31 protein-coding genes, 1 tRNA gene and 1 other RNA gene are annotated in these 25,981 nt (G+C 48.5%); 26 read left to right on the forward strand and 7 right to left on the reverse strand.

Translation table 11 applies throughout. The annotated features are described in order from the left end of the window. The first annotated feature begins 92 nt into the window (after positions 1-92). Both C7452_RS08850 and C7452_RS08855 read left to right on the forward strand, forming a co-directional pair. Positions 93-1,673: a sodium:solute symporter family protein gene (locus tag C7452_RS08850; protein WP_115892885.1), complete on the forward strand. Its 1,581-nt coding sequence runs from the start codon at positions 93-95 to the stop codon at positions 1,671-1,673. Positions 1,674-1,685: 12 nt separating this feature from the next. After that, the gene (locus C7452_RS08855) at positions 1,686-1,877 is read left to right on the forward strand and encodes a symporter small accessory protein (RefSeq protein WP_010877459.1); all 192 of its coding nucleotides are present in this window, start codon (positions 1,686-1,688) and stop codon (positions 1,875-1,877) included. A 225-nt stretch (positions 1,878-2,102) separates the two neighbouring features. Here C7452_RS08855 and C7452_RS08860 read toward each other — a convergent pair whose 3' ends face one another. Continuing rightward, positions 2,103-3,998 carry a YhgE/Pip domain-containing protein gene (locus C7452_RS08860; protein ID WP_115892886.1) on the reverse strand — a complete coding sequence of 632 codons (1,896 nt, stop codon included), beginning with the start codon at positions 3,996-3,998 and terminating at the stop codon, positions 2,103-2,105. Between the two features lie 148 nt (positions 3,999-4,146). Here C7452_RS08860 and C7452_RS08865 point away from each other — a divergent pair, with 148 nt between their 5' ends. Next, entirely contained in the window at positions 4,147-4,380 is a 234-nt protein-coding gene (locus tag C7452_RS08865; RefSeq protein ID WP_010877461.1) for a PRC-barrel domain-containing protein, read from the forward strand. Positions 4,381-4,521: 141 nt separating this feature from the next. Continuing rightward, the gene (pyrE, locus tag C7452_RS08875) at positions 4,522-5,064 is read left to right on the forward strand and encodes an orotate phosphoribosyltransferase (protein ID WP_115892887.1); all 543 of its coding nucleotides are present in this window, start codon (positions 4,522-4,524) and stop codon (positions 5,062-5,064) included. 21 nt (positions 5,065-5,085) lie between these two features. Here the strand turns inward: pyrE and C7452_RS08880 are convergent, their stop codons facing one another. Continuing rightward, positions 5,086-5,616, reverse strand: a complete 531-nt coding sequence (locus C7452_RS08880) for a MogA/MoaB family molybdenum cofactor biosynthesis protein (RefSeq protein ID WP_115892888.1) — start codon at positions 5,614-5,616, stop codon at positions 5,086-5,088. 595 nt (positions 5,617-6,211) lie between these two features. Here C7452_RS08880 and C7452_RS08885 point away from each other — a divergent pair. The 11 genes from C7452_RS08885 to mtnA all read left to right on the forward strand — a co-directional run bounded on the left by C7452_RS08885 (position 6,212) and on the right by mtnA (position 15,320). Next, the gene (locus C7452_RS08885) at positions 6,212-6,703 is read left to right on the forward strand and encodes a type II toxin-antitoxin system VapC family toxin (RefSeq protein ID WP_170130340.1); all 492 of its coding nucleotides are present in this window, start codon (positions 6,212-6,214) and stop codon (positions 6,701-6,703) included. A 16-nt stretch (positions 6,704-6,719) separates the two neighbouring features. Further along, positions 6,720-7,841, forward strand: a complete 1,122-nt coding sequence (locus C7452_RS08890; RefSeq protein ID WP_115892890.1) for a DUF2117 family protein — start codon at positions 6,720-6,722, stop codon at positions 7,839-7,841. 21 nt (positions 7,842-7,862) lie between these two features. Further along, entirely contained in the window at positions 7,863-8,849 is a 987-nt protein-coding gene (locus C7452_RS08895; protein WP_115892891.1) for a methanogenesis marker 2 protein, read from the forward strand. 75 nt (positions 8,850-8,924) lie between these two features. Beyond that, the gene (gene mmp3 / locus C7452_RS08900) at positions 8,925-10,466 is read left to right on the forward strand and encodes a methyl-coenzyme M reductase-associated protein Mmp3 (RefSeq protein ID WP_170130341.1); all 1,542 of its coding nucleotides are present in this window, start codon (positions 8,925-8,927) and stop codon (positions 10,464-10,466) included. Then, a complete protein-coding gene (locus tag C7452_RS08905; protein WP_115892893.1) occupies positions 10,441-10,887 on the forward strand; it encodes a methanogenesis marker 6 protein in 447 nt (148 codons plus the stop codon). Before mmp3 ends, C7452_RS08905 begins: the two co-directional genes overlap by 26 nt. Before the next feature lie 11 nt (positions 10,888-10,898). Further along, entirely contained in the window at positions 10,899-11,270 is a 372-nt protein-coding gene (locus C7452_RS08910) for a DUF2111 domain-containing protein (RefSeq protein ID WP_115892894.1), read from the forward strand. Further along, the gene (locus C7452_RS08915; RefSeq protein ID WP_115892895.1) at positions 11,267-11,713 is read left to right on the forward strand and encodes a methanogenesis marker 5 protein; all 447 of its coding nucleotides are present in this window, start codon (positions 11,267-11,269) and stop codon (positions 11,711-11,713) included. The genes C7452_RS08910 and C7452_RS08915 overlap by 4 nt, the downstream gene beginning before the upstream one ends. Continuing rightward, positions 11,706-12,944 carry a methanogenesis marker 15 protein gene (locus tag C7452_RS08920; protein ID WP_115892896.1) on the forward strand — a complete coding sequence of 413 codons (1,239 nt, stop codon included), beginning with the start codon at positions 11,706-11,708 and terminating at the stop codon, positions 12,942-12,944. The genes C7452_RS08915 and C7452_RS08920 overlap by 8 nt, the downstream gene beginning before the upstream one ends. Before the next feature lies 1 nt (position 12,945). Next, a complete protein-coding gene (locus C7452_RS08925) occupies positions 12,946-13,503 on the forward strand; it encodes a methanogenesis marker 17 protein (RefSeq protein ID WP_115892897.1) in 558 nt (185 codons plus the stop codon). 4 nt (positions 13,504-13,507) lie between these two features. After that, positions 13,508-14,374, forward strand: a complete 867-nt coding sequence (gene nifB / locus C7452_RS08930; protein WP_115892898.1) for a FeMo cofactor biosynthesis protein NifB — start codon at positions 13,508-13,510, stop codon at positions 14,372-14,374. Positions 14,375-14,390: 16 nt separating this feature from the next. Continuing rightward, entirely contained in the window at positions 14,391-15,320 is a 930-nt protein-coding gene (gene mtnA, locus C7452_RS08935; protein ID WP_115892912.1) for an S-methyl-5-thioribose-1-phosphate isomerase, read from the forward strand. A gap of 41 nt (positions 15,321-15,361) precedes the next feature. Here the strand turns inward: mtnA and C7452_RS08940 are convergent, their stop codons facing one another. Next, entirely contained in the window at positions 15,362-16,414 is a 1,053-nt protein-coding gene (locus tag C7452_RS08940; RefSeq protein WP_115892899.1) for a class I SAM-dependent methyltransferase, read from the reverse strand. A 96-nt stretch (positions 16,415-16,510) separates the two neighbouring features. Here C7452_RS08940 and dph5 point away from each other — a divergent pair, with 96 nt between their 5' ends. Next, positions 16,511-17,305: a diphthine synthase gene (gene dph5 / locus C7452_RS08945; protein ID WP_115892900.1), complete on the forward strand. Its 795-nt coding sequence runs from the start codon at positions 16,511-16,513 to the stop codon at positions 17,303-17,305. A 1-nt stretch (position 17,306) separates the two neighbouring features. On the opposite strand, the gene C7452_RS08950 is transcribed toward dph5, so the two are convergent. Next, the gene (locus C7452_RS08950; RefSeq protein ID WP_010877477.1) at positions 17,307-17,504 is read right to left on the reverse strand and encodes a hypothetical protein; all 198 of its coding nucleotides are present in this window, start codon (positions 17,502-17,504) and stop codon (positions 17,307-17,309) included. A gap of 263 nt (positions 17,505-17,767) precedes the next feature. Between C7452_RS08950 and C7452_RS08955 the strand changes: the two genes are divergently transcribed. Then, the gene (locus C7452_RS08955; RefSeq protein WP_010877478.1) at positions 17,768-18,331 is read left to right on the forward strand and encodes a class I SAM-dependent methyltransferase; all 564 of its coding nucleotides are present in this window, start codon (positions 17,768-17,770) and stop codon (positions 18,329-18,331) included. 48 nt (positions 18,332-18,379) lie between these two features. Here the strand turns inward: C7452_RS08955 and C7452_RS08960 are convergent, their stop codons facing one another. Then, a complete protein-coding gene (locus tag C7452_RS08960; RefSeq protein WP_245942918.1) occupies positions 18,380-19,111 on the reverse strand; it encodes an archaeosine tRNA-ribosyltransferase in 732 nt (243 codons plus the stop codon). 178 nt (positions 19,112-19,289) lie between these two features. On the opposite strand from C7452_RS08960, the gene hdrC reads away from it, so the two are divergent. From hdrC to C7452_RS08995, 7 genes are all read left to right on the forward strand, one after another. Further along, complete coding sequence (hdrC, locus tag C7452_RS09220; RefSeq protein ID WP_048061164.1) at positions 19,290-20,258, forward strand: CoB--CoM heterodisulfide reductase subunit C; 969 nt, start codon at positions 19,290-19,292, stop codon at positions 20,256-20,258. Between the two features lie 12 nt (positions 20,259-20,270). Beyond that, the gene (gene hdrB, locus C7452_RS08970) at positions 20,271-21,179 is read left to right on the forward strand and encodes a CoB--CoM heterodisulfide reductase subunit B (RefSeq protein ID WP_115892902.1); all 909 of its coding nucleotides are present in this window, start codon (positions 20,271-20,273) and stop codon (positions 21,177-21,179) included. Between the two features lie 64 nt (positions 21,180-21,243). Then, positions 21,244-21,510 carry a DUF749 domain-containing protein gene (locus tag C7452_RS08975; protein WP_010877482.1) on the forward strand — a complete coding sequence of 89 codons (267 nt, stop codon included), beginning with the start codon at positions 21,244-21,246 and terminating at the stop codon, positions 21,508-21,510. Next, positions 21,507-22,031: a DUF2096 domain-containing protein gene (locus C7452_RS08980; RefSeq protein ID WP_115892903.1), complete on the forward strand. Its 525-nt coding sequence runs from the start codon at positions 21,507-21,509 to the stop codon at positions 22,029-22,031. Before C7452_RS08975 ends, C7452_RS08980 begins: the two co-directional genes overlap by 4 nt. Before the next feature lie 14 nt (positions 22,032-22,045). After that, a complete protein-coding gene (locus tag C7452_RS08985; protein ID WP_010877484.1) occupies positions 22,046-22,717 on the forward strand; it encodes a metallophosphoesterase in 672 nt (223 codons plus the stop codon). Between the two features lie 53 nt (positions 22,718-22,770). Beyond that, positions 22,771-23,691: a 2-phosphoglycerate kinase gene (locus C7452_RS08990; protein WP_010877485.1), complete on the forward strand. Its 921-nt coding sequence runs from the start codon at positions 22,771-22,773 to the stop codon at positions 23,689-23,691. A gap of 19 nt (positions 23,692-23,710) precedes the next feature. After that, positions 23,711-24,079: a CBS domain-containing protein gene (locus C7452_RS08995; RefSeq protein WP_010877486.1), complete on the forward strand. Its 369-nt coding sequence runs from the start codon at positions 23,711-23,713 to the stop codon at positions 24,077-24,079. On the opposite strand, the gene C7452_RS09265 is transcribed toward C7452_RS08995, so the two are convergent. Both C7452_RS09265 and C7452_RS09270 read right to left on the reverse strand, forming a co-directional pair. After that, entirely contained in the window at positions 24,076-24,618 is a 543-nt protein-coding gene (locus C7452_RS09265) for an inorganic phosphate transporter (protein WP_333473074.1), read from the reverse strand. The two genes, C7452_RS08995 and C7452_RS09265, sit on opposite strands and share 4 nt — an antisense overlap. Next, on the reverse strand, positions 24,618-25,055 hold the full coding sequence (locus C7452_RS09270) for an inorganic phosphate transporter (RefSeq protein ID WP_333473075.1): 438 nt from the start codon (positions 25,053-25,055) through the stop codon (positions 24,618-24,620). The genes C7452_RS09265 and C7452_RS09270 overlap by 1 nt, the downstream gene beginning before the upstream one ends. A 119-nt stretch (positions 25,056-25,174) precedes the next feature. Here C7452_RS09270 and ffs point away from each other — a divergent pair. Continuing rightward, positions 25,175-25,490, forward strand: an RNA gene (gene ffs / locus C7452_RS09005) — signal recognition particle sRNA. Positions 25,491-25,551: 61 nt separating this feature from the next. Further along, positions 25,552-25,636: transfer RNA gene (locus C7452_RS09010), tRNA-Ser, on the forward strand. The last annotated feature ends 345 nt before the right edge of the window (positions 25,637-25,981 follow it).

Consider the following 25,981-nt stretch of genomic DNA (forward strand, 5'->3'; position numbering starts at 1 on the left):
TGAGCTTTCTTGTTTTTTCTGTCTCTAAAGACTTATATGTTAACTGTCATTATCATTAATTATAATTTGATGGATTTAAAGGAGGATGTTGAATGGATCTTTTAATACTCGGTATCGTCGTTCTCATCTACTTCCTTCTTGTGGGCTACGTTGGATACGTGGCATGGAGAAGGACAGAGACCTCAGAGGACTACATGGTGGCCGGTAGAAGGACCCACCCCTACATCATGGCCATGAGTTATGGAGCCACCTTCATAAGCACGGCGGCCATCGTCGGCTTCGGTGGAATGGCAGGTGTCTTTGGGATGGGTATACTCTGGCTCGTGTTTCTCAACATACTTGTAGGTGTATTCATTGCATTCGTGTTTTTTGGTAAGCGCACAAGGAAGATGGGCCACAACATGTCGGCCCTCACATTCCCGGAATTCCTGGGGAGGAGATTTAACAGCAGATTCCTTCAGTACTTTGGTGGGGCCATAATCTTTCTTGGAATGCCCCTGTATGCATCCGTTGTCCTGATAGGTGCTGCAAGGTTCATTGAAACAACCCTTGGCCTGGACTTCAGCATCGCCCTGATACTGATGGCTGTCATAGTGGCTGTTTATGTTGTTCTTGGAGGTATAAGGGGTGTTATGTACACCGACGCCCTTCAGGGCACCATAATGTTCCTTGGAATGATATTCCTTGTTGTATCGACCTACTACCTTCTTGGCGGAGTTGTGGACGCTCATCAGGCACTCACAAACATTTCACACCTCATACCCGCCAAGGCCCGGGCAATAGGGGCAACTGGCTGGACCAGCATGCCTTTATATGGCAGCCCCTACTGGTGGACGCTCCTCTCAACAATAATCCTTGGTGTTGGTGTGGGTGTCCTTGCACAGCCCCAGCTCATAGTGAGGTTCATGACCGTGAAATCCAACAGGGAGCTCAACAGAGGTGTTCTAATAGGCGCACTCTTCATATTCGTGATGACCTGGAGCGCCTACGTCGTTGGGGCACTTTCAAATGTCTACTTCTTCAGGAAGATGGGCATGATAGCGGTGCAGGCTGCTGGTGGAAACGCAGATAAGATAATACCTTTCTTCATAAAGTCTGCCATGCCCGAGTGGTTCTCGTACATCTTCATGCTGACGCTGCTCTCAGCAGCCATGTCAACACTCAGTGCCCAGTTCCATGTCCAGGGGACTGCCATAGGTAGGGACGTCTATGAGACAGTAAGAAGGAGGAAGGGTGATAGATCCGTCCTCATCACAAGGGGAGGCATAATAATAGCGGTACTTATAGCGGTGGTCCTCGGCTACCTGCTACCAGGAAGCATAGTTGCACAGGGAACAGCCCTTTTCTTCGGGATATGTGCAGCATCCTTCCTTTCGGTCTATGTTGCAGCCATATTCTGGAAGAGGGCCACAAGGCAGGGTGCGATAGCCGGAATGGTTTCAGGAGCCATTGTAAGTCTGTTCTGGTTACTCTTCGAATACAAGAAGACTGCGGAGGCCCTTGGAATTGCCAAGGCACTCTTCGGGGGCCCGGTTATAGCAGCGATGCCATGGCCGGTGGTGGACCCGATACTGGTGGGTGTGCCGGTCTCAGCCATCTTCATGGTGGCTGTCAGCCTTCTTACGGAACCACCCTCTGATGAGCACATCCAGAAATGTTTTAACGGAGTTTAGTGGAGGTCAAGCATGGTACTTGGAATACCTGACCCATGGGTATGGGGCGCATATATCCTCTGCATCCTGATAACAGTCTTCTGCGTTATCTACGGCCTGGTGAACTGGAACCGGGGCGGTGAAGATGAGGAAGAACAGATAATGGAAGAACTCAGGTGGGAGGAAGAGGAGAAAAGGATGGAAGAGGATGAACTTGGTCTTTAAGAGGGATCTTCTCCATCTAATCCTTTAATTTTTTTACCCGGATCTCAGGTTAAACAACAAAGCATGAGAATCCACAGCCCTGAATTTTTGTTCAAATAAAATCAGGTCTCTGTGAAGGGCCCTGTTAGTTCTGTGTCCGGGTCTGTTTTGTTGCATGACTTCAGAGTGGTAGAGAATCAGCTGATGTTTGGGACTAAAAAATAAAAATAAAAGAATCAGGGTTTATCAGAAAAGACCGCTTTCTTCCAGCTTGCTTTCCATCCAGTGAGCCCTCTTATCCATCTTCTCCTTGACGAGAACCGTGATAATGAAGGTTGCCACCGGGAAGAGGCTGAGAACTGCAATGTTCGTCCAGTAGATGCTCCAGATCACACCACCAACAACCTCCCTCAGGGCGCCAACAGCGTAGGTGAGGGGGAGGTAGGGGTGTATCGCCTGGAAAAATGGGGGTAGCAGTTCCACAGGGAATATACCTCCGGTACCGGTAATCTGGAGTACAAGAATTATTATTGATAGGGCCTTACCGGCATTTCCCAGGGCAGAGGTCAGTGAATATATTATGAGCATGGAGCATATGCTCACATAGATGGATGTGAGCAGCAGTAGCATGCTTCCCGTGGTCTGCACCCTCAGAAACATTGCACCGGCAACAACAACGAGGGCCTGGAATACTGCTATTATTATGAAGAGGCCCATCCTACCGAAGTAGACCTGGATGCTACTGTAGTCACCGTACTTCACCCTCATGCTTATCATTGCAACTGCGATTATACCGCCTATCCACAGGGATATGGGTATGTAAAATGGTGCCAGTGCAGATCCATAGTTCTTCACAGGATAGATGTGCTCTTTCTCCATCCTCACAGGGCTCCTGAAGTACTCCCTCACAGCGGAGGGGTCAATGTCAGCCAGCTTAACGAGGCTGTTGAGGTCATCATCGCTGATCATGTTCAGCTTTCTGCTGGCATCCTGGATGGCTGACCTCATGGCCGGCCATCTGGCGTTTGCCATACCCAGCTTCGCTGAAGCATCCTGCATTGCAGCGTCTATCTCGTCCCTGCTGTCCATGAGTTTGTTGAGGGCGCTGTCCATCCTGTCGATGGAGGCCTTAAGCTTCACAATCCGGTCAGTGGTGCCCTTTGTTTTGAGATCAGATTCAATTGCCTGCAATATCCCGAGAACTGAACTGGCCTTCTCTACATTTGTATCAATCTGGTCAATGGCTGTTTTCAGTTTTGGGTCTCCTGTGGCCGAGTAAAGGCTGGCAAGAACCGCCCGGAGATATTTCATTGAGGTTATTGCCTCTGATAGGTGTGACTCCATGCTCTGGACCGTTGAAAGGGCCTTTGCAGGGTCTTTCCCGATGTAACTTTCAAGGAGGCTGTATTTCTCCTTCACAAAGTTGGCGTTGTCTCTGATTTCTGGTAGATCTGTTTTAAGTGAGGACCACAGATTCTGTCCCTTTTCCAGGTCTGAGTTGGCGGTGCTGAGTGTTTCATCGATTTTACCGAGGTTCCCATTAAGTTCATTGATGAATCTCTTTGTCCTGAGTATATCGTCCCTGTTTGCCCTTGCAAGTTCACCTGCTTCGCTTATCTTACCGAATACTATTCCATCAATGGTTTTAACGACTTCACTGTTTATCTTTGCCTGGAGGGCATCTGCCCCAGCGTTTGTTATCCTTGGCGCAACAGGGTTTAACTTGTCATTCACCATGTACTTTATACTTGCCTGTCTGGGGGTCCCGTTCTTTATTGAGAGGAGGTCAGAGCTGAAGTTTCCAGGTATTATGAGAACGGCGTAGTATCTTCCCTTCCTCAGGCCGTCCATTGCATCGGATCGGTCAACGAACTGCCAGTCGAAGTTTCTGTTCTTCCTGAGTTCACTGACAAATTCTGCACCCACGTTCATGTGTGTGCCATTGAAATCCGCTCCCCTGTCCTCATTGACAACAGCAACCTCTATACTGGAGGTCCTTGAGTATGGATCAAGGGTCGCCTGGATGTTGAATACGGCGTAGAGCGCCGGGATGCAGATTATAACTGCGATTACGAAGAGTACAACTGGACTGTTTTTAACGGTCTTCATATCCTTCCAGAATATTTCCAGGGCCTTTCTCATGGGTTTTATGCCTCCAAAAATAAAATATATTTTTGTAAGAAAAACAACTTAATGGACATCATAATATAAAAGTCTTTCGGTGAACGGCATTTAAAATTATAAATACCAATAAGACCAATAATAAATACAGTGATTAAATGGTGGTATTATGAGAATAGTTGAGGAAATGGTTGGTAAAGAGGTTCTTGACAGCTCTGCAAAGGTCATAGGGAAGGTAAAGGACGTGGAAGTCGACATAGAATCCCAGGCAATAGAATCACTTGTTCTTGGGAAGGGCGGAATATCAGAGGGCCTTGGACTATCAAAGGGTGAAACAATAGTCCCCTATGAAATGGTCAAGAAGATAGGTGACAAGATACTCCTCAAAGGCCCTGAAGAATAGACCCGATGGGCCGGTGAAGAGATTGGAGCTCAGGGGAATCTGCAGCATCTGCGGGCGTGCAGGTTTTCTTCACACGTGTAGACTTTGCGGGGCACAGGTATGTTCAGATTGCTACGTTCCAGAGCTGGGAGTCTGTAAGATATGCAGGTCAAAAATACAGAGGAACTCAGAAGGGAGCTTATAGAACTTCTGTCTGAAATGGATGTCGTTCAGAGGGGTAAATTCATCCTCTCATCCGGCAGGGAAAGCGATTACTATGTTGATATAAAGAGGGCGGTAACGGAGCCGGCTGTCCTTGACGTTATAGCGAGGCTAATAGCCGATGCGGCCGGTGAAGTGGACAGGATAGCCGGTCCAGCCCTCGGGGCGGTCCCAATAGCCACTGCGGTGTCACTCTACTCCAGAAAACCGCTCCTGATGATAAGAAAGGAGAAAAAGGGATACGGAACATCAAAACTCATTGAGGGGGATCTGCAGAAAGGTGACAGGGTTGCCGTGGTTGAGGACGTTACAACGACTGGCGGTTCTCTTCTTAAGGCGGTTAGGGCAATTCAGGAGAATGGTGGGATCGTTGAGAAGGCATTTGTTATTGTTGACCGTGAGGAAGGGGCTGTCGAGGAATTTAAAAGGGAGGGCATAACCCTCATACCCCTACTTTCGGTATCTGACTTCAACCATTCCTGAACATTCTATTATTATTTCTCACTATTCCCGCAGGTGCTTCACAAGGTGACCTATCTCCGGGACCACAATTTCGATTCCAAGCTTAACTGCGTTGGGTGATCCCGGCAGTGCAAATATGAGGGTCCCCCGGTAAACGCCTGCAGTTGCCCTGCTGAGTATTGCCCCGGCTCCAAGCTCCTTGAATGAGAGATACCTGAATATCTCACCGAAACCATCAAGTTCCTTTTCAAAGATCCCCCTGAGTGTCTCAACGGTTATATCACGGCTTCCGATGCCGGTGCCGCCTGTGGTGAATATGACTGATACCCCTTCATCGATCATGTCATGAATTGCAGAGATGAGCTTCTCACCATCGTCGGGTATCACAGTGTATTCTGAAACACTGTAATCACGGGAGAGTGCATCAACCAGAAGTCTGCCAGATGTGTCACTTTCGGGTATTTCACCGGTCTCCTGGAACTCCCGGTACTTTGAATCACTGAGGGTGATGACACCGCAGCTGATATTCTCTGGAGCTGAGGCCCTGTGCTCCTCCATACTCTGACTTTTCATATTCATCAACCGTCTACTTAATACTGAATTATGGATGTAACAATTTATTTATGTGGGCGTGATTTATAAGTCTTCTGGTTTTTAGCTTATCGAAAATGATTATAATCCCCTTTCTGACAAGGAGAGAAAAGTAATAAAAATTTATGACGATTTGATCGGGGTAGGGTTTGATATTGGATTGGAGGCGGTTTCAATTCCAATTTAAAAGACCAGAATAAGTTTTAAAAGTCCTGGACCCTACCCGTTTACTATATATTAACAGCACTATTTATAAAGTTTTCGTTAGGTTATTTAAATCAGCATCTGGGAGCCATAATCCCGTTTAAAGGTTTTAAAACCATTTAAATCCAAAAAAACAGGTTTCTAACAGTTTTATTAGATTCTGTGGTAATACTTTTTCATGTCAGCCCGGTTACCATTCAGCAGCTCTGAAGCCTTTAAGGATGGAAACATACATCCACATTTTTGCAGGGATCTTTCCTGGGGCAGTGCAGCTGATTGCGTTTTTCCTCTTCATCATCTCAAGGTACATTTATTAGGGTGATCCCTCAAAGCTGAAGACAGAGACCCCATGCATATTGATAATGTGGTTTTTATGAAGAAGGTTCTTGACGCGTCTGCCTTCATAAATGGATACGTGCCAGAGGGAAGGGAAAATTACACTGTCAGGTCGGTCACAGAGGAGATCAGGGATTTCAGGTCAATGATGATACTGGAGGATGCACTGAGGGAAGGTAGACTCAAAATAACCGAACCCGACCCTGAGAGCATGAAGGTGGTGGAGGACGCCATCAGCGAATCAGGAGACATAATGAGACTTTCCCCCACAGACATGGAGGTCATAGGCCTTGCAGTTTCCCTGAGGGGGGAGGATGACGTCACTGTGATAACAGACGACTACACAATACAGAACACACTGAAAATCCTGGGTATAGGGTTCAGGAGTGTTCTAACATCAGGTATAAGGGACACCTACAGCTGGAGACGGGTATGCACCGGGTGCCGGAGGGTGTACCCCCTGGACTATGAATTTGAGGAATGTGAGATATGCGGTTCAAGAATAGTCCGCAAGAGGCACAGAAACTGAAACTTCAGGTGATTTCATGAAGATAGGAGTGGTTGTTCACGGACCACACATTGTTGATTCTGGCTATGCAGCACAGCTCATAGAACTCCTTAGAAAATACGGTCATGTGAAGGCAAGACTGGGAGGCACCATGGGAAGAACAGCTGTCTACGACGCCCACCTTGAGGATATCATAGACATCTCAGAGAAGAGACTTCCCAGTGAATCGGTTGACCTCTGTGCAGAGGAGGGCCATGACCTTGTTGTACTCATGAACTATGGAAAATCCCGCATAACCGGCCACGGCTTTGGCTACAAGGTATTCCAGAGGTCGGAGAAGAAACCGCCCATGGTCCAGATAGAAAGACCTGGAGAGCCCGATGGAAGTGTTGTACCCTGGAGGAGGGAGGTACTCCCATTCGCAGAAAAGCTTGCAGATGAACTTGGACTTGAACTGGTGGACCCCGAGGAGATATGCCGTGAAATATTCCATGGAGAGCCCTGCAACGAACAGGAACCTGATAGCAGGGAATACCGCAGACTCGTGGGTGTCTCAGAGAACGAGAACATCTTTGTCAACGGTATAGTGGTGGGGACATCAACCTCAGATGACGTCACACTGGTTGCAGAGAACGGCATAATCACAAATATAATCGGGGGCCGCATAAAGAAACACGGCGTCGAGAAGCTTGGAAGGGTCAACCTAAGGGACGCGGTGGTGAAGACAGGACTCCTAAGACGATCCGATGTAAAACCAAGAAAGGTGAAGCTAAGAGAAAATAATAAGGAGAGCTTCAGGGTTTCATTCCTCAACCACGCAGCAGAGGACATCTACAGCCTTCATGACGCTGACCTGGTTGTCACCGTGGGAGACGACACGACCCTTGTGGCAGCAGACATACTCTACAGGTTTGACGTTCCAATCATTGGCATCACAGATGGAGACATTGACAGGGTTGTCAGGAACGGTTTCAAATGCTCAGGTTCCATCATAATAGAATTTGAGGGAGGATGGGATGATATAGTGGGTGAGAGGATCCACAGGGAGCTATTCAGGGGCAGTGACACAATTGAAGTGGAGGACTTGGAAACTTTTAAAAAGGATCTGCTACAGATTATAGATAATATAGGTGCAGAATACACTGTGAGATACACCTAAACGATACAAAGAGGTGTGGAATTGGATTTAGATGATATCATCCATTCCCTTAAAAATTTTGAGGGTGTAACAAGAAAAAGACCGATAAAGAATATTGTTTCTATTCTGAATGATGCCTACAATGTTTCAGGAAACACCTACCTCGGCTACGGTGACGACGCATCTGCAATAAGGATCGGGGACGGGAAACTTCTTCTACTGGCCGCAGATGGCATATGGGGCCGCCTGATGGACGCCGACCCCTACTGGGCAGGTTACTGTTCCGTCCTTGTTAACGTTAATGACATAGCGGCCATGGGCGGTAAACCTGTGGGTATGGTCAATGTACTGTCAATAAACTCCAGTGAAACCTGTTACAGTGTCATGGAGGGCATAAAGGATGGTGCAGATAAATTCGGGGTTCCAATGGTGGGGGGTCACGTTCACCCCGACACCCCCTACGATGCCCTTGATGTTTCAATTGCAGGGATAGCATCCGAGGATGCCATCATAACAAGCTGTGACGCCAGGCCAGGGGACCGCGTCATTGTCGGGATAGACCTCGATGGAAGGCCACACCCTTCATTTCCACTGAACTGGGATACAACCACGCATAAGAGCCCCGAGGATGTGCAGGCACAGATAGATATCATGGCAGAACTTGCTGAGAGGCACCTTGTCACCGCAGGGAAGGACATAAGTAACCCTGGCACACTCGGAACACTTGGAATGCTCCTTGAAGCTTCGAATGTGGGGGCGAGAATTGAAATGGAATCCATTCCAAGGAACAGATCCGTTGATTGGGACAGCTGGCTTAAGATGTATCCAGGATCAGGTTTCGTTCTAACAACAGCACCTGAAAATGTAAATGAATGTGTGGAGCTGCTGGAGTCAGTCGGAATAACAGCATCAGATGCTGGCGAAATAATAGCCGATCAGAGGCTTTATCTGAGGGTTGATGATGATGAGGGGGTCCTCTTTGACCTTAAAAGTGAGATAATAACAGGAGTGACCGAGGAAAAATTGTGAAGAACCATGTGAGTGGGGAGATTTTGATGTTTGGGGAAACAGGATTGAGTGAAGAAATTCTATGAGGGAGAAATCATGTTTGTTAAGGTCAACGGGGCGGGAGTAGAACTTCCGGATGGATCCACGGTGAGGGATGCCCTTGAGGCAACCGGCGCCCCCTACGTGGAGGGGACACTGGTGTGCCTCATAAGCGGTACAAGGGAACTTGAGAGGACAATAGACACCTACCGCATCAGGACAACAGCAGGCAGCATACTCCTGGAACTCCTGCCGGAAGAGGCACCGGCCCTGGTCGAGGAATGGAGGAGCATCTACACTGGACTTGAAAACATGCGCATCAGGTGGACCACTCCATCTGAGATCGCAATGGGACCCCTCAGGACAGAACTGGAACCATCAAGGGATGAATTCACCTACGATGAAGATGAGGTTATAATGAGCCTCTCAGGATTCAGCCCGGATTCAACACATATAATAATATCAAAGGAACCCCATTCAGCAGTATACGGTGTCCCAAGGGAGAACAGAGGAGTATTTGCAAGGTTAACAGGCGGAAAAAGGACAGTTGAGAGGTTAACCCCGGATGACATGGTGAAATCAGTTGAACCCGTGGTTGAGAGGAAGAGCATAGTTGAGAGCGCCGCTGTAACAGAACTCAACACAGAACTCGAGGAAGGCAACCAGATCTTCACCTACGTGAAGGTTAAACCCTCCCCTGAATCACCACAGTCAGTGGAACATTTCTTCTCCATGCTGGAGGATGGAAAACTCAGGGTTGACTATGAGGCAAATTCATTCATAGGCTTTTACTCCCTCCAGGGAATAAAGAAAGACCCCGAAAAAATCGACAAGAGAAACAGGGGGGCTGTGACACTCAGAAACACAGGAAGGGGCTCTGGAAGGGTCTACATCTACAGGGAGGATAGGGTTTCAACCCCATCCCATAACATCATAGGCCATGTCACAGAGGGCATGGAACTGGTTGACATAGCAGGCGAGGGCGACCAGATAACAGTGGAATGCGAACCCGGAAGGATAATGACCGTGGCCATGACCCAGAAGGAGGCTGAGGATTACCTCAGGGAATATGGTATAGAACAGATACGTGAGGGTATAATGGATGATGATGCCATCGTGGTGGTCCAGGACCCACCCTACACCATGGACATCCTGAGGGAGGGGAAGGTCAGGACAGTTGGTGTTGATCAGGATAAGATCCTTGAGATAGAACTGGACCCGGCTGCTCCCAGATCATCCTGGTACTTCCGCAGGCTCACAGGTCTCATCGACACACCGATAGGATCCCTCAGGGTACACTTCGCCTTCCCTGGAATGAAGGTGGTCATGTTTGAGGGCGATAAATCACTGGCAAAGGGACTCATACCGGAAAATACACCTGAGAGATGCGTTAAGAAGGGTAACATCGGCATAACCAACATGTCAAGGCGCCACATAGGTATGGTGGGTGTCAGACTCGAGGACAACGATGAGTATGGTCCCACAGGTGAACCATTCAACGGCACCAACATGATAGGTAAAATCACAGGTGGAATTGAGAATATTGAAAAACTGAAAGAGGGGGATACCGTATATGTCCGGGAAAGAAAAAGAGGGTGAAAAGGCAACCAGGATGATAATACTGGGTCCATCGGCGAGGCTGAGTTCATCGGAACTTGTCCAGAAACTCCACCTCCTTGGCCTTCCCCTCACAATAAAGTCAACATGCTACGGAGCACTTATCCATGGAGATGAGGATGTGGTAATGGAGGCCGTGAAAAGGATAAGGAGCCTTGACCCCCCCAACATATTCACAAAGGAGAGGGGCTTTCCACCTGGAGACCCCAGGAGATGCAGGGGACACAGGGGGGCCGCCCGGGAGGGATACCATCAGCTTGAGAAGGAATTCAAACTCCTGGGCTACGTATGCGAGGCCCTTGAAAACCCGCAGGAGGTCGCACCTGAAATAAAGGAGAAGATCTCTGTGGATGAATTCCGCAGGATAGCTGAAAAAGCTCAAAAATCAAAACAGAAAACATAGGGCTGGTTAAAATGAAAATAACATCATCATCAAGTGGAGAGGAACTGAGGGAACTTGGCATCTGCATACATGAACTTGTAAGTCGCCTGCCCCTAACAATAAGGAGCAGGGAATTACCGGGCCTCAGAATAGAGGACGGAAAGGTGATTGATGATAACTACACAGGACCCGTACTTGAGAAGGTCCTGGAATCAGGGGAAATAGCCCGGGAAACACCTGACAGGGGACCATACAGAGGGATTCCCGTTGTTGTCGTACCCCTCAAGGAGGAGGGTGAGGTTATATGTGCAGTGGGCATCGTTGACGCGACAAAGGGGCTCTTCACAGACATGGTCGAGATAGCCAGAAGACCCCAGGATACAGATAAGGGGGAATTCTATTGAAGATAGCCATATTTCCACCGAACTCACTGATACTGGCTGATCTTGTTGAGAGACGGGGACATGAGCCACTGGTAATCCAGAAGGAATTAAAAAAGAAGGTCACAGACCCTGAAATAGACTCACCTCCCTTCAACATAACCGAAGAGGACCCAATCAGGGGACTGAAGTACGCCGCAATAGAGGTTCCATCAGGTGTCAGGGGCAGGATGTCAATCTTCGGTCCGCTCATAGAGGAGGCAGATGCAGCCATAATAATGGAGGAGGCACCCTTCGGCTTCGGTTGCATAGGCTGCGCAAGGACCAACGAGCTCTGCGTCTTTCAGCTCAGGAAGAGGGGCATACCAACCCTTGAACTTAAATATCCCCGCACACGTGAGGAGACAATAGATGTTGTCAACAAGATAAATAATTTCTTAGACGAACTGGAGGCTCAAAATGGTTAAAATAGCCCAGATTTCATGCGGAACCGACTACAGTGGTGTTCAGAAGGAAATTGAGAAGGCCGCCGAAACCTTCGGGGCGGAGATAGTGATCCCCGAGGCTGACCTCGACTACATAGATGAGGCCTATGAAAAGTTCGGGTTCAACTGTGCCAGTTCAAGCATAAGGCTGATGATAGCCAGGGCAATGTCCCTGGTGGAGGGTAAAACAGATGCCGATGCAGTCTTCATAGCAACATGCTTCAGATGTGCCGAGGGCGCCCTTGTGAGGAATGAGCTCAGGAGGTTCATCCAGCAGAACACCAGGCTCCCAGTTGTAACCTACTCATTCACAGAAAGGACCAAGGCGGATGAACTCTTTATACGTATGGAGGCCCTAGCCACCATAGTCGCAAGGAAGAGCATACTGGCAAGGGAGAAACAGGAGGGCCTCACCATGGGTATCGACTCGGGATCAACAACAACCAAGGTTGTCCTCATGGAGGATAATGAGGTCATAGGTACCGGGTGGCTGCCAACGACCGATGTCATAGGTTCAGCAGAGAAGGGCATAGAGGAGGCACTCTCAGGGACCGGCTACAAGCTTGAGGATATTGATGGGATGGGTGTCACAGGATACGGTAGACTCACAATAGGGAAGCACTACGGGGCGGACCTCATCCAGGAGGAGCTGAGCGTCAACTCCAAGGGTGCAGTGTTCCTTGCAGACCACCAGAAGGGAGAGGCAACGGTGCTGGACATAGGTGGTATGGACAACAAGGTCATCACGGTCAACGATGGTATACCAGACAACTTCACCATGGGGGGTATCTGTGCCGGTGCCTCAGGTCGTTTCCTTGAGATAACCGCCAGGAGACTCGGTGTGGAGATAGATGAGCTCGGAAGCCTCGCCCTCAAGGGCGACTACAGGAAGGCCCTTCTAAACAGCTACTGCATAGTCTTCGGTATACAGGACCTTGTCACAGCCCTGGCAGCAGGGACCTCCAGGGAGGACACAGCCGCGGCAGCATGCCACTCTGTGGCTGAACAGGTCTACGAGCAACAGCTCCAGGAGATAGATGTCAGGGAGCCCCTGATACAGGTCGGAGGAACATCACTTATAGAGGGTCTTGTAAAGGCAGTCAGCGACATCCTTGGGGGTATAGATGTCATAGTGCCACCATACTCACAGCACATCGGTGCAGTGGGGGCGGCGCTCCTTGTTTCAGGAATGAAGAAGGCCGGTGAGGGTTAATATGGGAATACAGATCGAATGCTATGACCCCCGCGGAGCCGCAGTCTATGAGATAATCACCAGGCAGGTTCTCCAGGACCTGCAGCTTTCAAGGGCCATAGATGACCTGAGGATATGGGTTGATCCAAGGGAACCGGTTTTCATAATAGCTGTTAAGACACAGAAGACATCCGAACCCATTCACCTTGAGGATATGGCTGAAATGGAGGTTGATAAGGCCACAGGTTCCATTCATCTAAGGATAAAGGATGAGACCTACCTCCCACAGCTACTTGAAAGGTTATGGGAAACACAGGGAAGGGGCAGGGTCCGCCAGCCCTCCAGGTTTGAGGTGATAATTGAGGACCCGGTCTCGGATATCACCGGAATGACGGTCCATGACCCCTCACTCAACCTCAAGAAGAGGGTATACGATGCAATCTTCAGGATAATACCCGAGGGATTCCGGGTTATAAGGGATCTATCTGAGGACAACCTGATAGCCCTCGTATGCACCGATGAGGTACTCAGGGATGAATGGGTCCTGAAGGCGAAGGAGATAATTGATGGGATGAGGTGAAGAAATGCCAGATCAGAGACAGACAAGATTTGCACACATAACAAAGGCCCACCCATGCTTCAACGAGAAACTGCATGACAGGGTTGGAAGGATACATGTTCCAATAGCACCCCGCTGCAACATTCACTGTAAATTCTGCACCAGGGACATAAACGAATGTGAAAGACGGCCAGGGGTTACAGGAAGGCTCATGACAGCTGATGATGCCATAAAACACGTGGAAAAGGTTAAGGAGGAGATGCCAATAAGTGTAATTGGTGTGGCCGGTCCAGGAGACGCTCTGGCCAATGAGGAGACATTCGAGTTCTTCAAAAAGGCCAGCAAGAAATTTTCGGACCTCCTTAAATGTATGAGCACCAACGGACTTCTCCTACCGGACAGGGCAGATGAACTCGCAGAACTTGGGGTTAACACCGTCACCGTCACAGTTAACGCAGTGGACCCTGAGATAGGGGAGAAGATATACTCCTTCGTCGTCTACAAGGATAAGGTCTACCATGGAAGGGAGGCCTTTGAGGTTCTCTCGAGGAACCAGCTGGAGGGTATTGAGAAGCTCGCTGAGAGGGGGATAATTGTAAAGGTCAACAGCGTCCTCATACCCGGCCTCAACGATGAACACATAGTTGACATTGCAAGGGAGGTTAAAAAGAGGGGAGCGTCCCTGATGAACATAATACCTCTCATACCAATGGGCGAGATGAAGGACTATCCGAGACCAACATGTGAACAGATCGAGAGGGTCCGCAACGAAGTTGAGAAGATAATACCCGTGTTCAGGGCATGTACACAGTGCAGGGCAGACGCTTACGGGATCCCTGGAAAGAAAGAAGCCGATAAACACCTTGACATGACACCAGCAAGCCACTACTGACCAGGGATAGATGAACATGAAGACCCTTGAATGGAAGGATGGAGAGCTGGTCCTCATCGACCAGCGCAAACTACCTGACTCCCTCGAATACTTCCGCTGCAGGAACTACAGGGACGTTATATATGCCATAAAGAACATGGTTGTGAGGGGTGCACCGGCGATAGGGGTTACAGCAGCCTTTGGTGTTGCAATGGCGGAACTCGCCGGTGAGGATGTTGAGGCAGCAGCAGAGGAGGTAAAGGCATCGAGACCAACAGCAGTGAACCTGTTCTGGGCCGTTGACCGTGTGATGAAATCAGAATCTCCCCTGGATGAAGCCATCACAATGTACAGGGAGGACATGGAGACCAACAGGGCAATAGGAAGACACGGCGCGGGGCTCATAGAGGATGGTGACACGGTTTTAACCCACTGCAATGCCGGGGCACTTGCCTGTGTTGACTACGGGACAGCCCTTGGGGTTATAAGGGCCGCATGGGATGAGGGAAAACGGTTAACAGTTATATGTGATGAAACAAGGCCAGTTGGCCAGGGTGCAAGGCTCAGTGTCTGGGAGATGCAGCAGGAGGGCATCCCCGTTAAGCTGATAGCGGATGTTGCAGCAGGCTACCTGATGCAGACTGGCATGATCGATAAGGTGATAATAGGCGCCGACCGTATCGCAGAGGGTGGTGTGGCAAATAAGATAGGCTCCCTCATGGTTGCCCTGGCAGCAAAACGTTTCAATGTCCCCTTCTATGTTGCAGCACCCATGAGCACATTTGACACGGAAAACTCCATCTATGACATCGAAATAGAGGAGCGGGACCCTGCAGAGGTTCTATATTATGGTGGCTGCAGGATAGCACCCCGGGGAACAGAGGCGATTAACCCTGCATTTGATATAGTACCATCGGACCTCATCTCAGGGATTATAACTGAGAAGGGCATCCTCGACCCCCTCTAGACCCTGAAATCATAGAATAAACCCTTTTTTATATCAGGGAGTTATATACTCTTTTCACTTTTTTCTGGATCTGAAGAGGCAGTTTTTCTTATTCTGGCGTCGATACCCATATGCCAGACCCCTGGGCTCCTTGATTTAACCCTCCTCATATCAAGGACCTCAACCTGGAAGGGCCTCGCAGCATCCTTCAAACGATTCACAGGGGTTTTGAAGTCCCTTGCAAATTCATAGTAGTGTATCACTCCACCGTCCCGCACGGCCCTGATGGCATCATCAAGAAATTCGCAGGCACTTCCAGGGAGGTTCATTATAATATGGTCAGCGAAGCACTCCCTGTCCCTGAGAAACTCCCTTACATCACCTTCAACTGCAACTATAACATCCTCGGCATGGTTCAATCTGGCATTCTCCTCTATGTACCTCACAGCTACAGGGTTTATGTCAACGGCGTAGATGCGTGAAGCCCTGCCATGCCTTGCAACTGCAATGGCGAAGGGTCCAGCCCCTGCGAACATGTCAAGGACAACATCACCATCCTTTACCTGAGCCGCTACAGTTTCCCTCTCATTTGCAAGTCTGGGGCTGAAGTACACGTCCTTTATATCCACCTTTATCCGGCTTCCATACTCCTGATGTATGGTCTCTGACAGCGCTGATCCGGCAATCAGTTCAAGTTCCCTGGTCCTGGTAACTCCCTTCACACCACTCCTCTTCATGTATACAGCCTTTCTGCCTGTGAATTCAAGGGCGGCTTCACCAATGGTGAAACGGTAATCATGAAGCTCCTCTGGTATCTCAAGTATCACAGTATCTCCTATTATGTCAAAGGACCTCCTGATTGATGCAAGGGCGTCTTCAGGGATTTTTGATTTCAGTATGTCGGTGAACCTTGCAGGGGAGCGTTTGCTCTCCTTAAATTCCCGATCAACAATTTCAGCACCATCGATCTCAGGGATCCTGGCGTCCTCCCTGAGGGGTATGTAAACGTGCTCATGGTCCCGGCTTATACGGTAGTCCCTGTTCAGCAGTGACCCAGCAACAAGCATCTTTATGATATCATTCGCCATCTTCTTTGGAACCTTCAAGCCCTTCATGATTGAAACTTCCCCTATCTTGAGTCACTTATTATATTGGTCACGTGCATATATACCGTTATTAATGGTTTCTGATACTGATTATGGAGGGTTAAGATGCTATACATAATTGGACTGGGACTCTATGACGAGAATGACATATCAATCAAGGGCCTGAGGGCCATAGAGGACTGTGACGAGGTTTACGCTGAATTCTACACTGCAATGCTCCAGGGGTCCAGTTTATCGGCAATCGAGAGGAGAATAGGTAGGAATGTGAAGGTCCTGGGGAGGGGAGAAATCGAGGAGGAAAGAATCCCCATTGAAAGGGCCCTGGAGCTTGATGTGGCCCTCCTTGTTGCGGGGGATCCCCTTGTTGCAACAACACACACGGAGCTTCTCATAGACGCCCACAGGAGGGGCATAGAGACAAGGGTTATCCATTCGTCATCCATAATATCAGCCGCCCCGGGTCTCGCAGGCCTCCAGGCCTACAAGTTTGGAAGGATAATCACAATACCATTCACCTCTGATAACTACTTTCCCACATCACCCTACACCAACATAGGGGAGAACCTTAAGGCAGGTTCCCACTCCCTTGTGCTCCTGGATATCGAGGCCCACAGGAATAGATACATGACCGCCAGTGAGGGGCTCAGGTATCTCCTGAAGGCATCAGAGAAACTTGATGATGATACAATTAGTGGCGAAAACCTTGCAGTTGTCATAGCAAGGGCTGGCTCTGAGAAGCCCCTTGTGAGGGCTGATAGAATAGCTGCACTCGTTGACGAGGACTTCGGTGATCCACTCCACTGTCTTGTGGTCCCGGCGGGCCTTCATTTCATTGAGGCGGACTATCTTGTTGAGATCGCAGGGGCACCCCGGGCAGTGGTGGAGAGGATGATCCTATAGCCTATCTCAGGAGATACTCACATTTTTCAACATTCTGGAGGGGGATGATTATCTCCCTTTTCCCGAATTCCCTCTCAGAGAAGCTCACCAGTATGACGCATTTCTCCTTATCAACCTTTATCATTTCAACCCCAAATTCACCCCTCTTGAAGTGATGGACGGTCCCGTTTATCATGGTGAGCTCCATCTTTTCTATCATCTAAACACCACTTAATTATCTGTCAGGGTTTTTATTTATAACTTGGCAGCGATCATGGATTTTCAGTGTCGTCTGGTGGCGGTTATTTCGTCAGTGATTATGGAATGTTCCTGGTTTCTGAAGAGACGCCATTCGTGTGGTTGTGAAAGTTATTTTGTGATTATGGAATGTTCACAATGTCCTATCCCGAAAGATTATTCATCTTTAGAAGCAGAGTAGTTACAGGGGCATGACATTTTTCTCATAACCGAGGAGGTGTTAGTGTGGGCAGAGTGCATGTTGATGGGGGTAAATCAACACGTGACCTCATAGACGCCAGGAAACTGATTGAGCTGCTTCCACTCAAACCAGGAGATACGTTCCTCGATGCTGGATGCGGTGATGGCTTCATTTCACTTGAGGCGGTGAATGCTGTGGGAGATGAGGGAATGGTAATTGCAGTTGACATATATCCACCTTCAGTTGAAGCCCTCAGATCAGCCGCCTCAGGGATCAAAAACATTGTAACACTCCTTGATGATATAACAGGGAGGCTTCCTGTCCCCGACGGGACAGTTGACATTTATTTCATGGCAAACGTGTTCCATGGGATAGTTGCAAATGGGGAGGTTGACCTCCTCCTTGCCGAGGTGAGGAGACTCCTGAGGGATGATGGTAAACTCGCCATAGTTGATTTTAAGAAAATTCCAGGAACCCCGGGTCCACACCTTGACCTGAGGCTATCTGAGGATGAGGTCATCGGGATACTCAGGGAGAAGGGATTTGAGGTCGAAGATGTGGTGGATGCAGGGTCTTTTCATTATCTTGTTGTGGGGTCTCCTTTGTGACCGGGTTCTCATTAGCTGCTGGAGTCTAAAAATGAACCTGCTGCAAAATTAGTATAGAGGTGTGTATCTCTGGAGGAATTCCTGCTTCTCACGGTCCAGAATCCTCAGTGCTGACATGTTCTGGGGTGATGAGGCAGCACGCTCCTCAACAAGGTTTCTGAGTGTTCCGTTCCTGATATGCTCACGGACCTCGCTGATTATTAGCTCAAGGGTGTGCCTGTTTCTCTCCATGAGATTCCCTGCTCCAGCATCACAGATACCGTAGGTGTCCAGTGGATAGGTGTGACTCTCTGTCAGGAGGATGTTGAGTCTCCCATATAGCTCTGCAGTGGCATCTGAGAAGAGGTCCATGCCCATGTAGGTGAGGATGGGAATGAATGCAGGGTGTGAGAAGGTTGAGCAAAGCAGGGTTTCAGGCTTCAAAGATTCCCTCAGTGCAGTTAGAATTCTCACAAGGTCACCGGGCCTCTGAAGCAGTTCATCCATATTTGCCACTATGAGCCTCCTGAACCCCATCTCCTCAAGTTCAAGGGCACACCTTATCCGCAGGTCCTGGTAGCTGGATCCATGTATGAAGGCATAATCTGCAGCGGAACCTGAGGCCATCCTGAGGGTTTCATCAACACCCCACTCTGCAATTTCCCTGGGGACACTGTAGGGTATGGTCTCATGGGGTGCTATCTCCATCCCGTCATGTTCAAGGAGTAGAGGTGTTTCAGTATCATCCAGGAGGCCCAGCCTTGCAGGACCGTCATGTAACTTTATCTGGTATCTGCTCATGATCATGCACCGTCATACCTACTTGAGGCACCCTTCTACTTAACCATTTCCAGAATGCTGTAACCTTAAAGGTTACACTCTCGCGAATTTTAGGAATCTTTATATAGAGATGAGAGTCACAGTCTAATAAGAAAAATCTGAGGTTTGCTAACCAGGGATATTTCAGGGTGTGAAAACAATGTCAGTTCTAAAACGCCTAAAGGAAATGTTGATGGGTGAGAAGAAGGAAGAGGACAGCAAAACAGAGAAACCAGTGGAAACAGAGACTCCCAGCGAGCCCATTAAAGAAACTGAGAAACCTCAACCTGAAGAAAAACCTTCAGCTGAACCTTCATCATCTGCATCTGAAACCTCCGATGCCCCTGAGGAACCTGTGAAGGTTTCTGAGGCCCCTGAGGCTGAGGAGACTGTTAAGGTCCCTGAAGCCCCAGAGAAGGAAACTGCAGATGCTGATGAAGTTGAAACTGAAGAACCAGCTGAAACCTCCGATGAAGATGAGGAGGTTGTTGAGGATGAAACCTCTTCGGAGGATTCTGATTCCGATGAGGAATCAGAGGATGAGGAGGAAAAAAGCGAAAGGAGTGATATAATGACCCTACTGCAGAGAGAGGAAAACATAATCAGAAAGGGTAATATTGACAAGGAATTCTCTGAAAAAATAAAAGCAGCAGGCGGAGACAGTCTGGAATACTGTTTCCAGTGCGGTACATGCACAGGTTCATGCCCATCAGGAAGAAGAACCCCATACAGGGTAAGGCAGATAATAAGGAAGGCCAACGTGGGATTAAAGGACGAAATAATCTCAGATCCAGCACTCTGGATGTGCACCACCTGCTACTCCTGCCAGGAAAGGTGTCCACGTAAGGTCAAAATCGTGGATGTTGTGAAACTTGCAAGGAACGAGGCAGCCAAGGCAGGATTCATGGCACCAGCCCACAAGGCAGTTGGATCATTCGTTATAAAAACAGGCCATGGCGTGCCAATAAACGACGCAACAATGGAACTCCGAAAGGCAGTTGGCCTCGGAGAACTACCACCAACAACACACCAGTTCCCAGAAGCCCTTGAAGAGGTTCAGAAAATCATCAAGGCAACAGGCTTCGACCAGTTAATAGGATACAACTGGGAAACAGGTGAACTAGAATAGGGAGGCATGTAAATGGAAATCGCATACTTTTTAGGATGTATCATGAACAACAGGTACCCTGGAATTGAAAAGGCAACAAGAGTCCTCTTCGATAAACTCGGAATCGAACTCAAGGACATGGAAGGGGCATCCTGCTGCCCGGCACCAGGGGTCTTCGGTTCATTCGACAAGACAACATGGGCTGCAATAGCAGCAAGGAACATCACCATCGCTGAGGAGATGGGTTCAGACGTCATGACAGAATGTAACGGATGCTTCGGGTCACTGTTTGAAGCAAACCACCTCCTCAAGGAAGACGAGGAAATGAGGGCAAAAATCAATGAGATCCTCAAGGAAGCAGGAAGGGAATACAAGGGTGAAATAAACGTAAGGCACCTGGCTGAAATTCTTTACAATGATGTGGGACTTGACAAACTCTCAGAAGTCGTTGAAAAACCCCTCAACCTCAACGTGGCAGTGCACTACGGATGCCACTTCCTCAAACCAAGCGAAGAGATAAACATAGACAACCCTGAAAGGCCAACAATACTGGACGAACTTGTTGAGGTCACCGGAGCAAAATCAGTTGACTACAAGGACAAGATGATGTGCTGCGGTGCCGGTGGTGGAGTAAGATCCAGGGACCTGGATGTTGCCCTGGACTTCACAATGGAAAAACTCAGAAACATGAAGGAAGCAGGTGTGGATGCAATAGTCAACGTCTGCCCATTCTGCCACCTTCAGTTTGACGTGGGTCAGATGGAGATCAAGGACAAGTTCGGTGAAGAATTCGACATACCAGTACTCCACCTTGCACAGCTGCTGGGACTTGCAATGGGTCTTCCAAAAGAGGACCTTGTGGTTGACGCTCACCAGGTATGTGTCGACGAGTGCCTTGAAAAACTCGAGGAACTCGACCGCCTCGCACCTGGAAGCGGATAAACCCCTAAATTATTTATTTTTTCAGGGGAGTTAAACTCCCATAAAGTAAACCAGAGGTGTTTTTTTGTTTATAGCCACTTTAAAGGGAATATTCACCCTTAAGGATCTTCCAGAAGAATTCAGACCCTTCGTGGACTACAAGGCGGGACTTGAGAAAAAGAAGCTCTCAGATGATGATGAAATAGCCATAATATCCATTAAGGGCACTCAGAGCAACCATGTGCTCTTCCTCAGCTCCTACAACAGCGTTGATGAGATCCGAAAGGAGCTGGAGGAGGCAGGTGCAAAGATAAATCATACAACCCTAAAAATTCTGGAAGGACACCTATGACACTACCAGTAGAACAGACATGGTTTGTCCTGGTTGAACTTCTAACAGACCTTAGAAAAAGGGATGTGGATGTACCCACATCAATCACAGAGGACGTAAGGCTGGTCAGGACGTCAATAAACTTCTACAAATCAGACCCTGAAAACCCTGAAATGATGAAGGAGCTCAAGAGAATAAATGACATGCTAAACTCCATCCAGGAGGAACTCCTTGAACTCGCAGAGACAGTCTCCTCAGATTACCCTGCACAGTGGATTGAAAAACTGAAAAGGGCGGCTAGGGGGGAGGAGGTCCACAGACCCCCACAGACCAAATCAAAATTCATTGTCGGGGCGCCGCCAGGATTTGCAGCTGCAAGGGTTCACCTCAGGGAACCACTTGCAGAGGACAGGGTCCAGGACATCGCCGAAACCCACAGTCTGATAATAGAATTCGAAGAGGATGACCTTATAGCGATTTACGGTGACTCAGAGGACATAAAGAAAGGCCTTAGAGAAATAGGCTCATTTTTCAGGGAATAGGGGCGTGATTTTTCGTGAAAATCCTTGCAGTTAGTGACCTCCATGGATCAAACATCCCGGAACTTCACAGTTACCTGAAAAATAACAGGGTGGACATTATTGTTGTAGCCGGGGACATAACCCACTTCGGTCCCCCTGAACTTGCCGAGGAACTGCTAAATGACCTGGCATCACACAAGATACCGGTGGTAGCTGTACCTGGAAACTGTGACCCCCATGGGATCGCATCCAGAATCGAAAATTCCAGAGCCATCAATATCCACGCGAGAACCCTCAGTGTTAAGAATGTTACCTTCTGCGGACTTGGCGGTTCCAATCCAACACCCTTCAACACACCCCTTGAACTGGGAGAGGATGAGATACGCAGCGAACTGGATAAACTCCTTGAGAACCTCAAAGGGAATGATAGGCTGATTCTTGTAACCCATGCACCACCACATGGAACCGGTGTTGACAGGATTCCCTCCGGGGATAACGTGGGAAGCACCGGTGTGAGGGATGTGATTGAGAAGCATCAGCCATGCATCAACATCTGCGGCCACATCCATGAGTCCCCCGGTGTGGAACGTCTTGGTGAAACCCTCATAGTAAACCCGGGGCAGCTTTCCGAGGGCAGGGCAGCTCTCATTGAAATTGACGATGATGGCTCCGTAAGGGCCGAAATCTTAAACCTCAAATCCAGTTAAATATATAAAAACTGGATTCCAGATTATCACTGAATTCTTTTTGAGGTGAGATCATGATAATGGTTCAGGGAGAGGTAAGTGGAAAGAAATACACAGAGCCATTCTCCAAGGGTGTTCTGGCACGTTCACTGACCCGGGCAGAGATGGATCCAAACAGGGCATACACCTTCGCTTCAAGGATTGAGGCTCACCTTAAAAAGAATAAGGTGGATCTGATAACCATTGAGGAACTGGTTGAAATCGTCTCTGAACATCTCAGGAAGGAGGACCCCGAGGTTGCAGAGAAGTACATGCTCTGGCGAAAGATAAGACAGTGCAAGGAGCCCCTCATAATACTCATAGGCGGTGCTTCAGGTGTGGGAACATCATCAATCGCCTTTGAAGTTGCAAACCGCCTTGGAATAAGGAACATGATAAGTACCGACATGATAAGAGAGGTCATGCGTAAGATAGTCTCCAGGGAACTTCTTCCATCCATCTACGAATCCAGCTACACAGCCTACCAGTCCCTCAGGATACCCCCACCACCGGAACTAGACGAGGTCCTCATAGGATTCAGGGACCACGTTGAAAGTGTGAGCATAGGTGTGGAGGCAGTAATTGAGAGGGCGCTGACAGAGGGGATAAGCATAGTTATTGAGGGCGTGCACATAGTCCCTGGTTTCATAAGGGAGGACCTTGTTAACAAGGAAAACGTTGCAATGTTTGTCCTGACGGTCTCTGATGAGAACGTTCATAAGGGGAGGTTCTATTCACGCTGCAGGCAGATGTGGGCCAGAAGACCCCTTAAAAGATACATAAGTTACTTCTGGGCCATCAGAAGGATTCACAGATACATAGAAAACCAGGCACGAAAACACGGTGTGCCTGTAATTGAGAACATAGATGTTGTAACAACAATTGACTCGATCATCAAATCATTAACAAAGACAACTGTTAAAGGAGGAGAAAAAGGTGCTGAAAAGACTGAATGAGGTTAAGGTTGAGGATGTAATGACACGTGATGTTATAACAGTCGAGCCATCTGAGGATGTCGTTTTTGCATTTGAAAAACTGATGAAGCACAGGATAAGCGCACTTCCCGTACTGGAGGAAGGTAAGCTTGCTGGAATCGTCACCGCATCAGACCTAGGTCACAACCTCATACTTGACAACTATGAGCTTGGAACCACAGTCGGTGAGGTCATGGTAAAGGATGTTGCAACCGTGGCCCCGGGGGAGACCCTGGCAGATGCCATTGAAAAGATGAATGACTACTCATCTGATGAGGGAATCATAAACCAGCTTGTTGTGGTGGATGATGGGGATATGGTTGGCATAATTGCCGATGGGGATATCATAAGGGCCCTCAAAACTCTTTAACCCCAGAATCCAGTAATAATGTATATTGCAGATGATAGGATAATGCATGTGGGTATCGTGACTATCCAGGTATAGGCTATGTGTCCTATAACATCATACTTTACTGTTGATGTCCCATGTGCAATTCCCACACCTATCACTGATCCGACGAGTGTCTGTGTTGGTGATACAGGCATACCATAACCCATGAAAAGGTAAACTATAATTGCAGCTGCCAGCTGGGCTGAAAAGCCCCTGCTTGGTGTTAGATCTGTTATCCTTCTCCCAATTGTTTCTGTAACCCTGTTACCTGCAAGGAGGATTCCCGCAACAAGGCCGATGGCCCCCAGGATTCTGATCCAGTTTCCTCCGAAACTTCCCACTGCGAATATAACCCCTGTGGCAACAGCTATATCTATAGCCCCGAGGTTAAGGGCTGAGAATGATGAGCTCGCTATCTGGAGATAGGAAAAAATCTTCTCAGCACGATCCCTGAGTCCCATACCCTGAAGTGCTTTTATTATCATATTCCTGATGGCATGGTATATAAGGAATCCCATTAAAAGACCTGCGAGGGGGGGGATATGATCCAGCTTAGGACTATGAATCCGATGACATCCAGCCGCATGTTCTGGATCCCAACTGCAGCAACCCCGGCGCCAATAACTGAGCTTACAATTGCATCTGATCCTGAAATGGGTATCTTTTTGATTATGGTGAATGTTATCCAGATTGAAGCTGTAGCGGTTATCACAAGGGCCATTCTTGGACTGAAAAATCCCTGAGGGATTATTCCCTCACTTATTGTTTTTATGACGTTTCCGCCAAGTAATATTGCTCCTAGGGATACAAAAAAGGCACCTAGAATGAGAGCCCTCCTCATCTTGAGGGAACCGCTGCCCACGGCTGTACCGACTGAATTGCCTATGTCATTTGCAGCAATGTTGAATGCCATGTAGAGGCTCAGAATGAGACTTATTGCTATCAGTGTGTCCATGGAAATTAATTATTGGACCTTCGTCTATTAATTTTTTAGTACCCGCAGACAGCTCAATCTCTGAATCACCGGCCTTTTTGCTTATAGAAACATTAAAATACCACTTAGTATAATCAGTAAAATGGGCTAGACCGGAGGGTTAGGGGTCCTCTGTAAGCGCAAATCCCCTATATGGCGCGGTTGAAGTTCGGGGGACGGCTGATTGACTGTCCATCGGCCCTGATGGTCGGTGTCGAAGCCTCGTCCCGCAGGATCAGTGGTGATGGGGCCCTGACTGGAGGGTCAGGGTAAACCATCTTAGTCATGGGAACGGGTCAGGCCTGGAAAGGAGCAGCCCTACCATGGACAGCTGATGCTTGCGGATTAACGGGGTGGAGCCGGTCATCAGGATCACCGGTGGATGGAAGATCTGTCAACCCCTGAACGTGCCCACCCTACAATCAATATTCCCTGAACGAAAAACTTATAATGCTTGATGCAGATAGTCTATGGTAAGGCCGGGGTGGCCCAGTCTGGTACGGCGTTGGCCTGCTAAGCCAATGATCCTTTGGATCTCGCGGGTTCAAATCCCGTCCCCGGCGTCTTTTCCTGATTTACTGGCGCTATTCATTCTGTTTTTTGTATTAATTCATTGTAGTTGATAGAAGTGCTGGAATGATCTTACCTTACCAATGCTGTGCAATTTTTTCGATTTTGTTTGTGTTCGGTGGGTGGCTGTGTATTGGGTGTGCCATGGTTTGTCCAATGGCGCGGGTTCATGAGTTTAACCATCACTGGTGAGCAGTGATTGACCCGATTCTAGGACCATGGTAAATTCATGATCACTAATTGATGAGGGCCGCAATCAGACGGTTGCGGTTTGATGCTGGATACAGAGTGCCAGAGCAGTGGTGAATTCCCATCACGAACGGATGGAGCAATTGCTC

Source organism: Methanothermobacter defluvii (assembly GCF_003385755.1).
GTDB lineage: Archaea > Methanobacteriota > Methanobacteria > Methanobacteriales > Methanothermobacteraceae > Methanothermobacter > Methanothermobacter thermautotrophicus.

Bases quoted from the DNA above. Each gene is read 5' to 3' on its own strand.
- C7452_RS08980 (WP_115892903.1), top strand. From the start codon at position 21,507: ATGACACTACCAGTAGAACAGACATGGTTTGTCCTGGTTGAACTTCTA.
- C7452_RS09265 (WP_333473074.1), bottom strand. From the start codon at position 24,618: ATGGGATTCCTTATATACCATGCCATCAGGAATATGATAATAAAAGCA.
- C7452_RS08880 (WP_115892888.1), bottom strand. From the start codon at position 5,616: ATGAAAAGTCAGAGTATGGAGGAGCACAGGGCCTCAGCTCCAGAGAAT.
- C7452_RS08950 (WP_010877477.1), bottom strand. From the start codon at position 17,504: ATGATAGAAAAGATGGAGCTCACCATGATAAACGGGACCGTCCATCAC.
- C7452_RS08850 (WP_115892885.1), top strand. From the start codon at position 93: ATGGATCTTTTAATACTCGGTATCGTCGTTCTCATCTACTTCCTTCTT.
- C7452_RS08910 (WP_115892894.1), top strand. From the start codon at position 10,899: ATGAAAATAACATCATCATCAAGTGGAGAGGAACTGAGGGAACTTGGC.
- C7452_RS08940 (WP_115892899.1), bottom strand. From the start codon at position 16,414: ATGAAGGGCTTGAAGGTTCCAAAGAAGATGGCGAATGATATCATAAAG.
- hdrB (WP_115892902.1), top strand. From the start codon at position 20,271: ATGGAAATCGCATACTTTTTAGGATGTATCATGAACAACAGGTACCCT.
- hdrC (WP_048061164.1), top strand. From the start codon at position 19,290: ATGTCAGTTCTAAAACGCCTAAAGGAAATGTTGATGGGTGAGAAGAAG.
- C7452_RS08920 (WP_115892896.1), top strand. From the start codon at position 11,706: ATGGTTAAAATAGCCCAGATTTCATGCGGAACCGACTACAGTGGTGTT.
- C7452_RS08885 (WP_170130340.1), top strand. From the start codon at position 6,212: ATGAAGAAGGTTCTTGACGCGTCTGCCTTCATAAATGGATACGTGCCA.
- C7452_RS08995 (WP_010877486.1), top strand. From the start codon at position 23,711: ATGACACGTGATGTTATAACAGTCGAGCCATCTGAGGATGTCGTTTTT.
- C7452_RS08865 (WP_010877461.1), top strand. From the start codon at position 4,147: ATGAGAATAGTTGAGGAAATGGTTGGTAAAGAGGTTCTTGACAGCTCT.
- dph5 (WP_115892900.1), top strand. From the start codon at position 16,511: ATGCTATACATAATTGGACTGGGACTCTATGACGAGAATGACATATCA.
- C7452_RS08855 (WP_010877459.1), top strand. From the start codon at position 1,686: ATGGTACTTGGAATACCTGACCCATGGGTATGGGGCGCATATATCCTC.
- mmp3 (WP_170130341.1), top strand. From the start codon at position 8,925: ATGTTTGTTAAGGTCAACGGGGCGGGAGTAGAACTTCCGGATGGATCC.
- nifB (WP_115892898.1), top strand. From the start codon at position 13,508: ATGCCAGATCAGAGACAGACAAGATTTGCACACATAACAAAGGCCCAC.
- C7452_RS08925 (WP_115892897.1), top strand. From the start codon at position 12,946: ATGGGAATACAGATCGAATGCTATGACCCCCGCGGAGCCGCAGTCTAT.
- pyrE (WP_115892887.1), top strand. From the start codon at position 4,522: ATGCAGGTCAAAAATACAGAGGAACTCAGAAGGGAGCTTATAGAACTT.
- C7452_RS08960 (WP_245942918.1), bottom strand. From the start codon at position 19,111: ATGAGCAGATACCAGATAAAGTTACATGACGGTCCTGCAAGGCTGGGC.
- C7452_RS08890 (WP_115892890.1), top strand. From the start codon at position 6,720: ATGAAGATAGGAGTGGTTGTTCACGGACCACACATTGTTGATTCTGGC.
- C7452_RS09270 (WP_333473075.1), bottom strand. From the start codon at position 25,055: ATGGACACACTGATAGCAATAAGTCTCATTCTGAGCCTCTACATGGCA.
- C7452_RS08990 (WP_010877485.1), top strand. From the start codon at position 22,771: ATGATAATGGTTCAGGGAGAGGTAAGTGGAAAGAAATACACAGAGCCA.
- mtnA (WP_115892912.1), top strand. From the start codon at position 14,391: ATGAAGACCCTTGAATGGAAGGATGGAGAGCTGGTCCTCATCGACCAG.
- C7452_RS08860 (WP_115892886.1), bottom strand. From the start codon at position 3,998: ATGAGAAAGGCCCTGGAAATATTCTGGAAGGATATGAAGACCGTTAAA.
- C7452_RS08905 (WP_115892893.1), top strand. From the start codon at position 10,441: ATGTCCGGGAAAGAAAAAGAGGGTGAAAAGGCAACCAGGATGATAATA.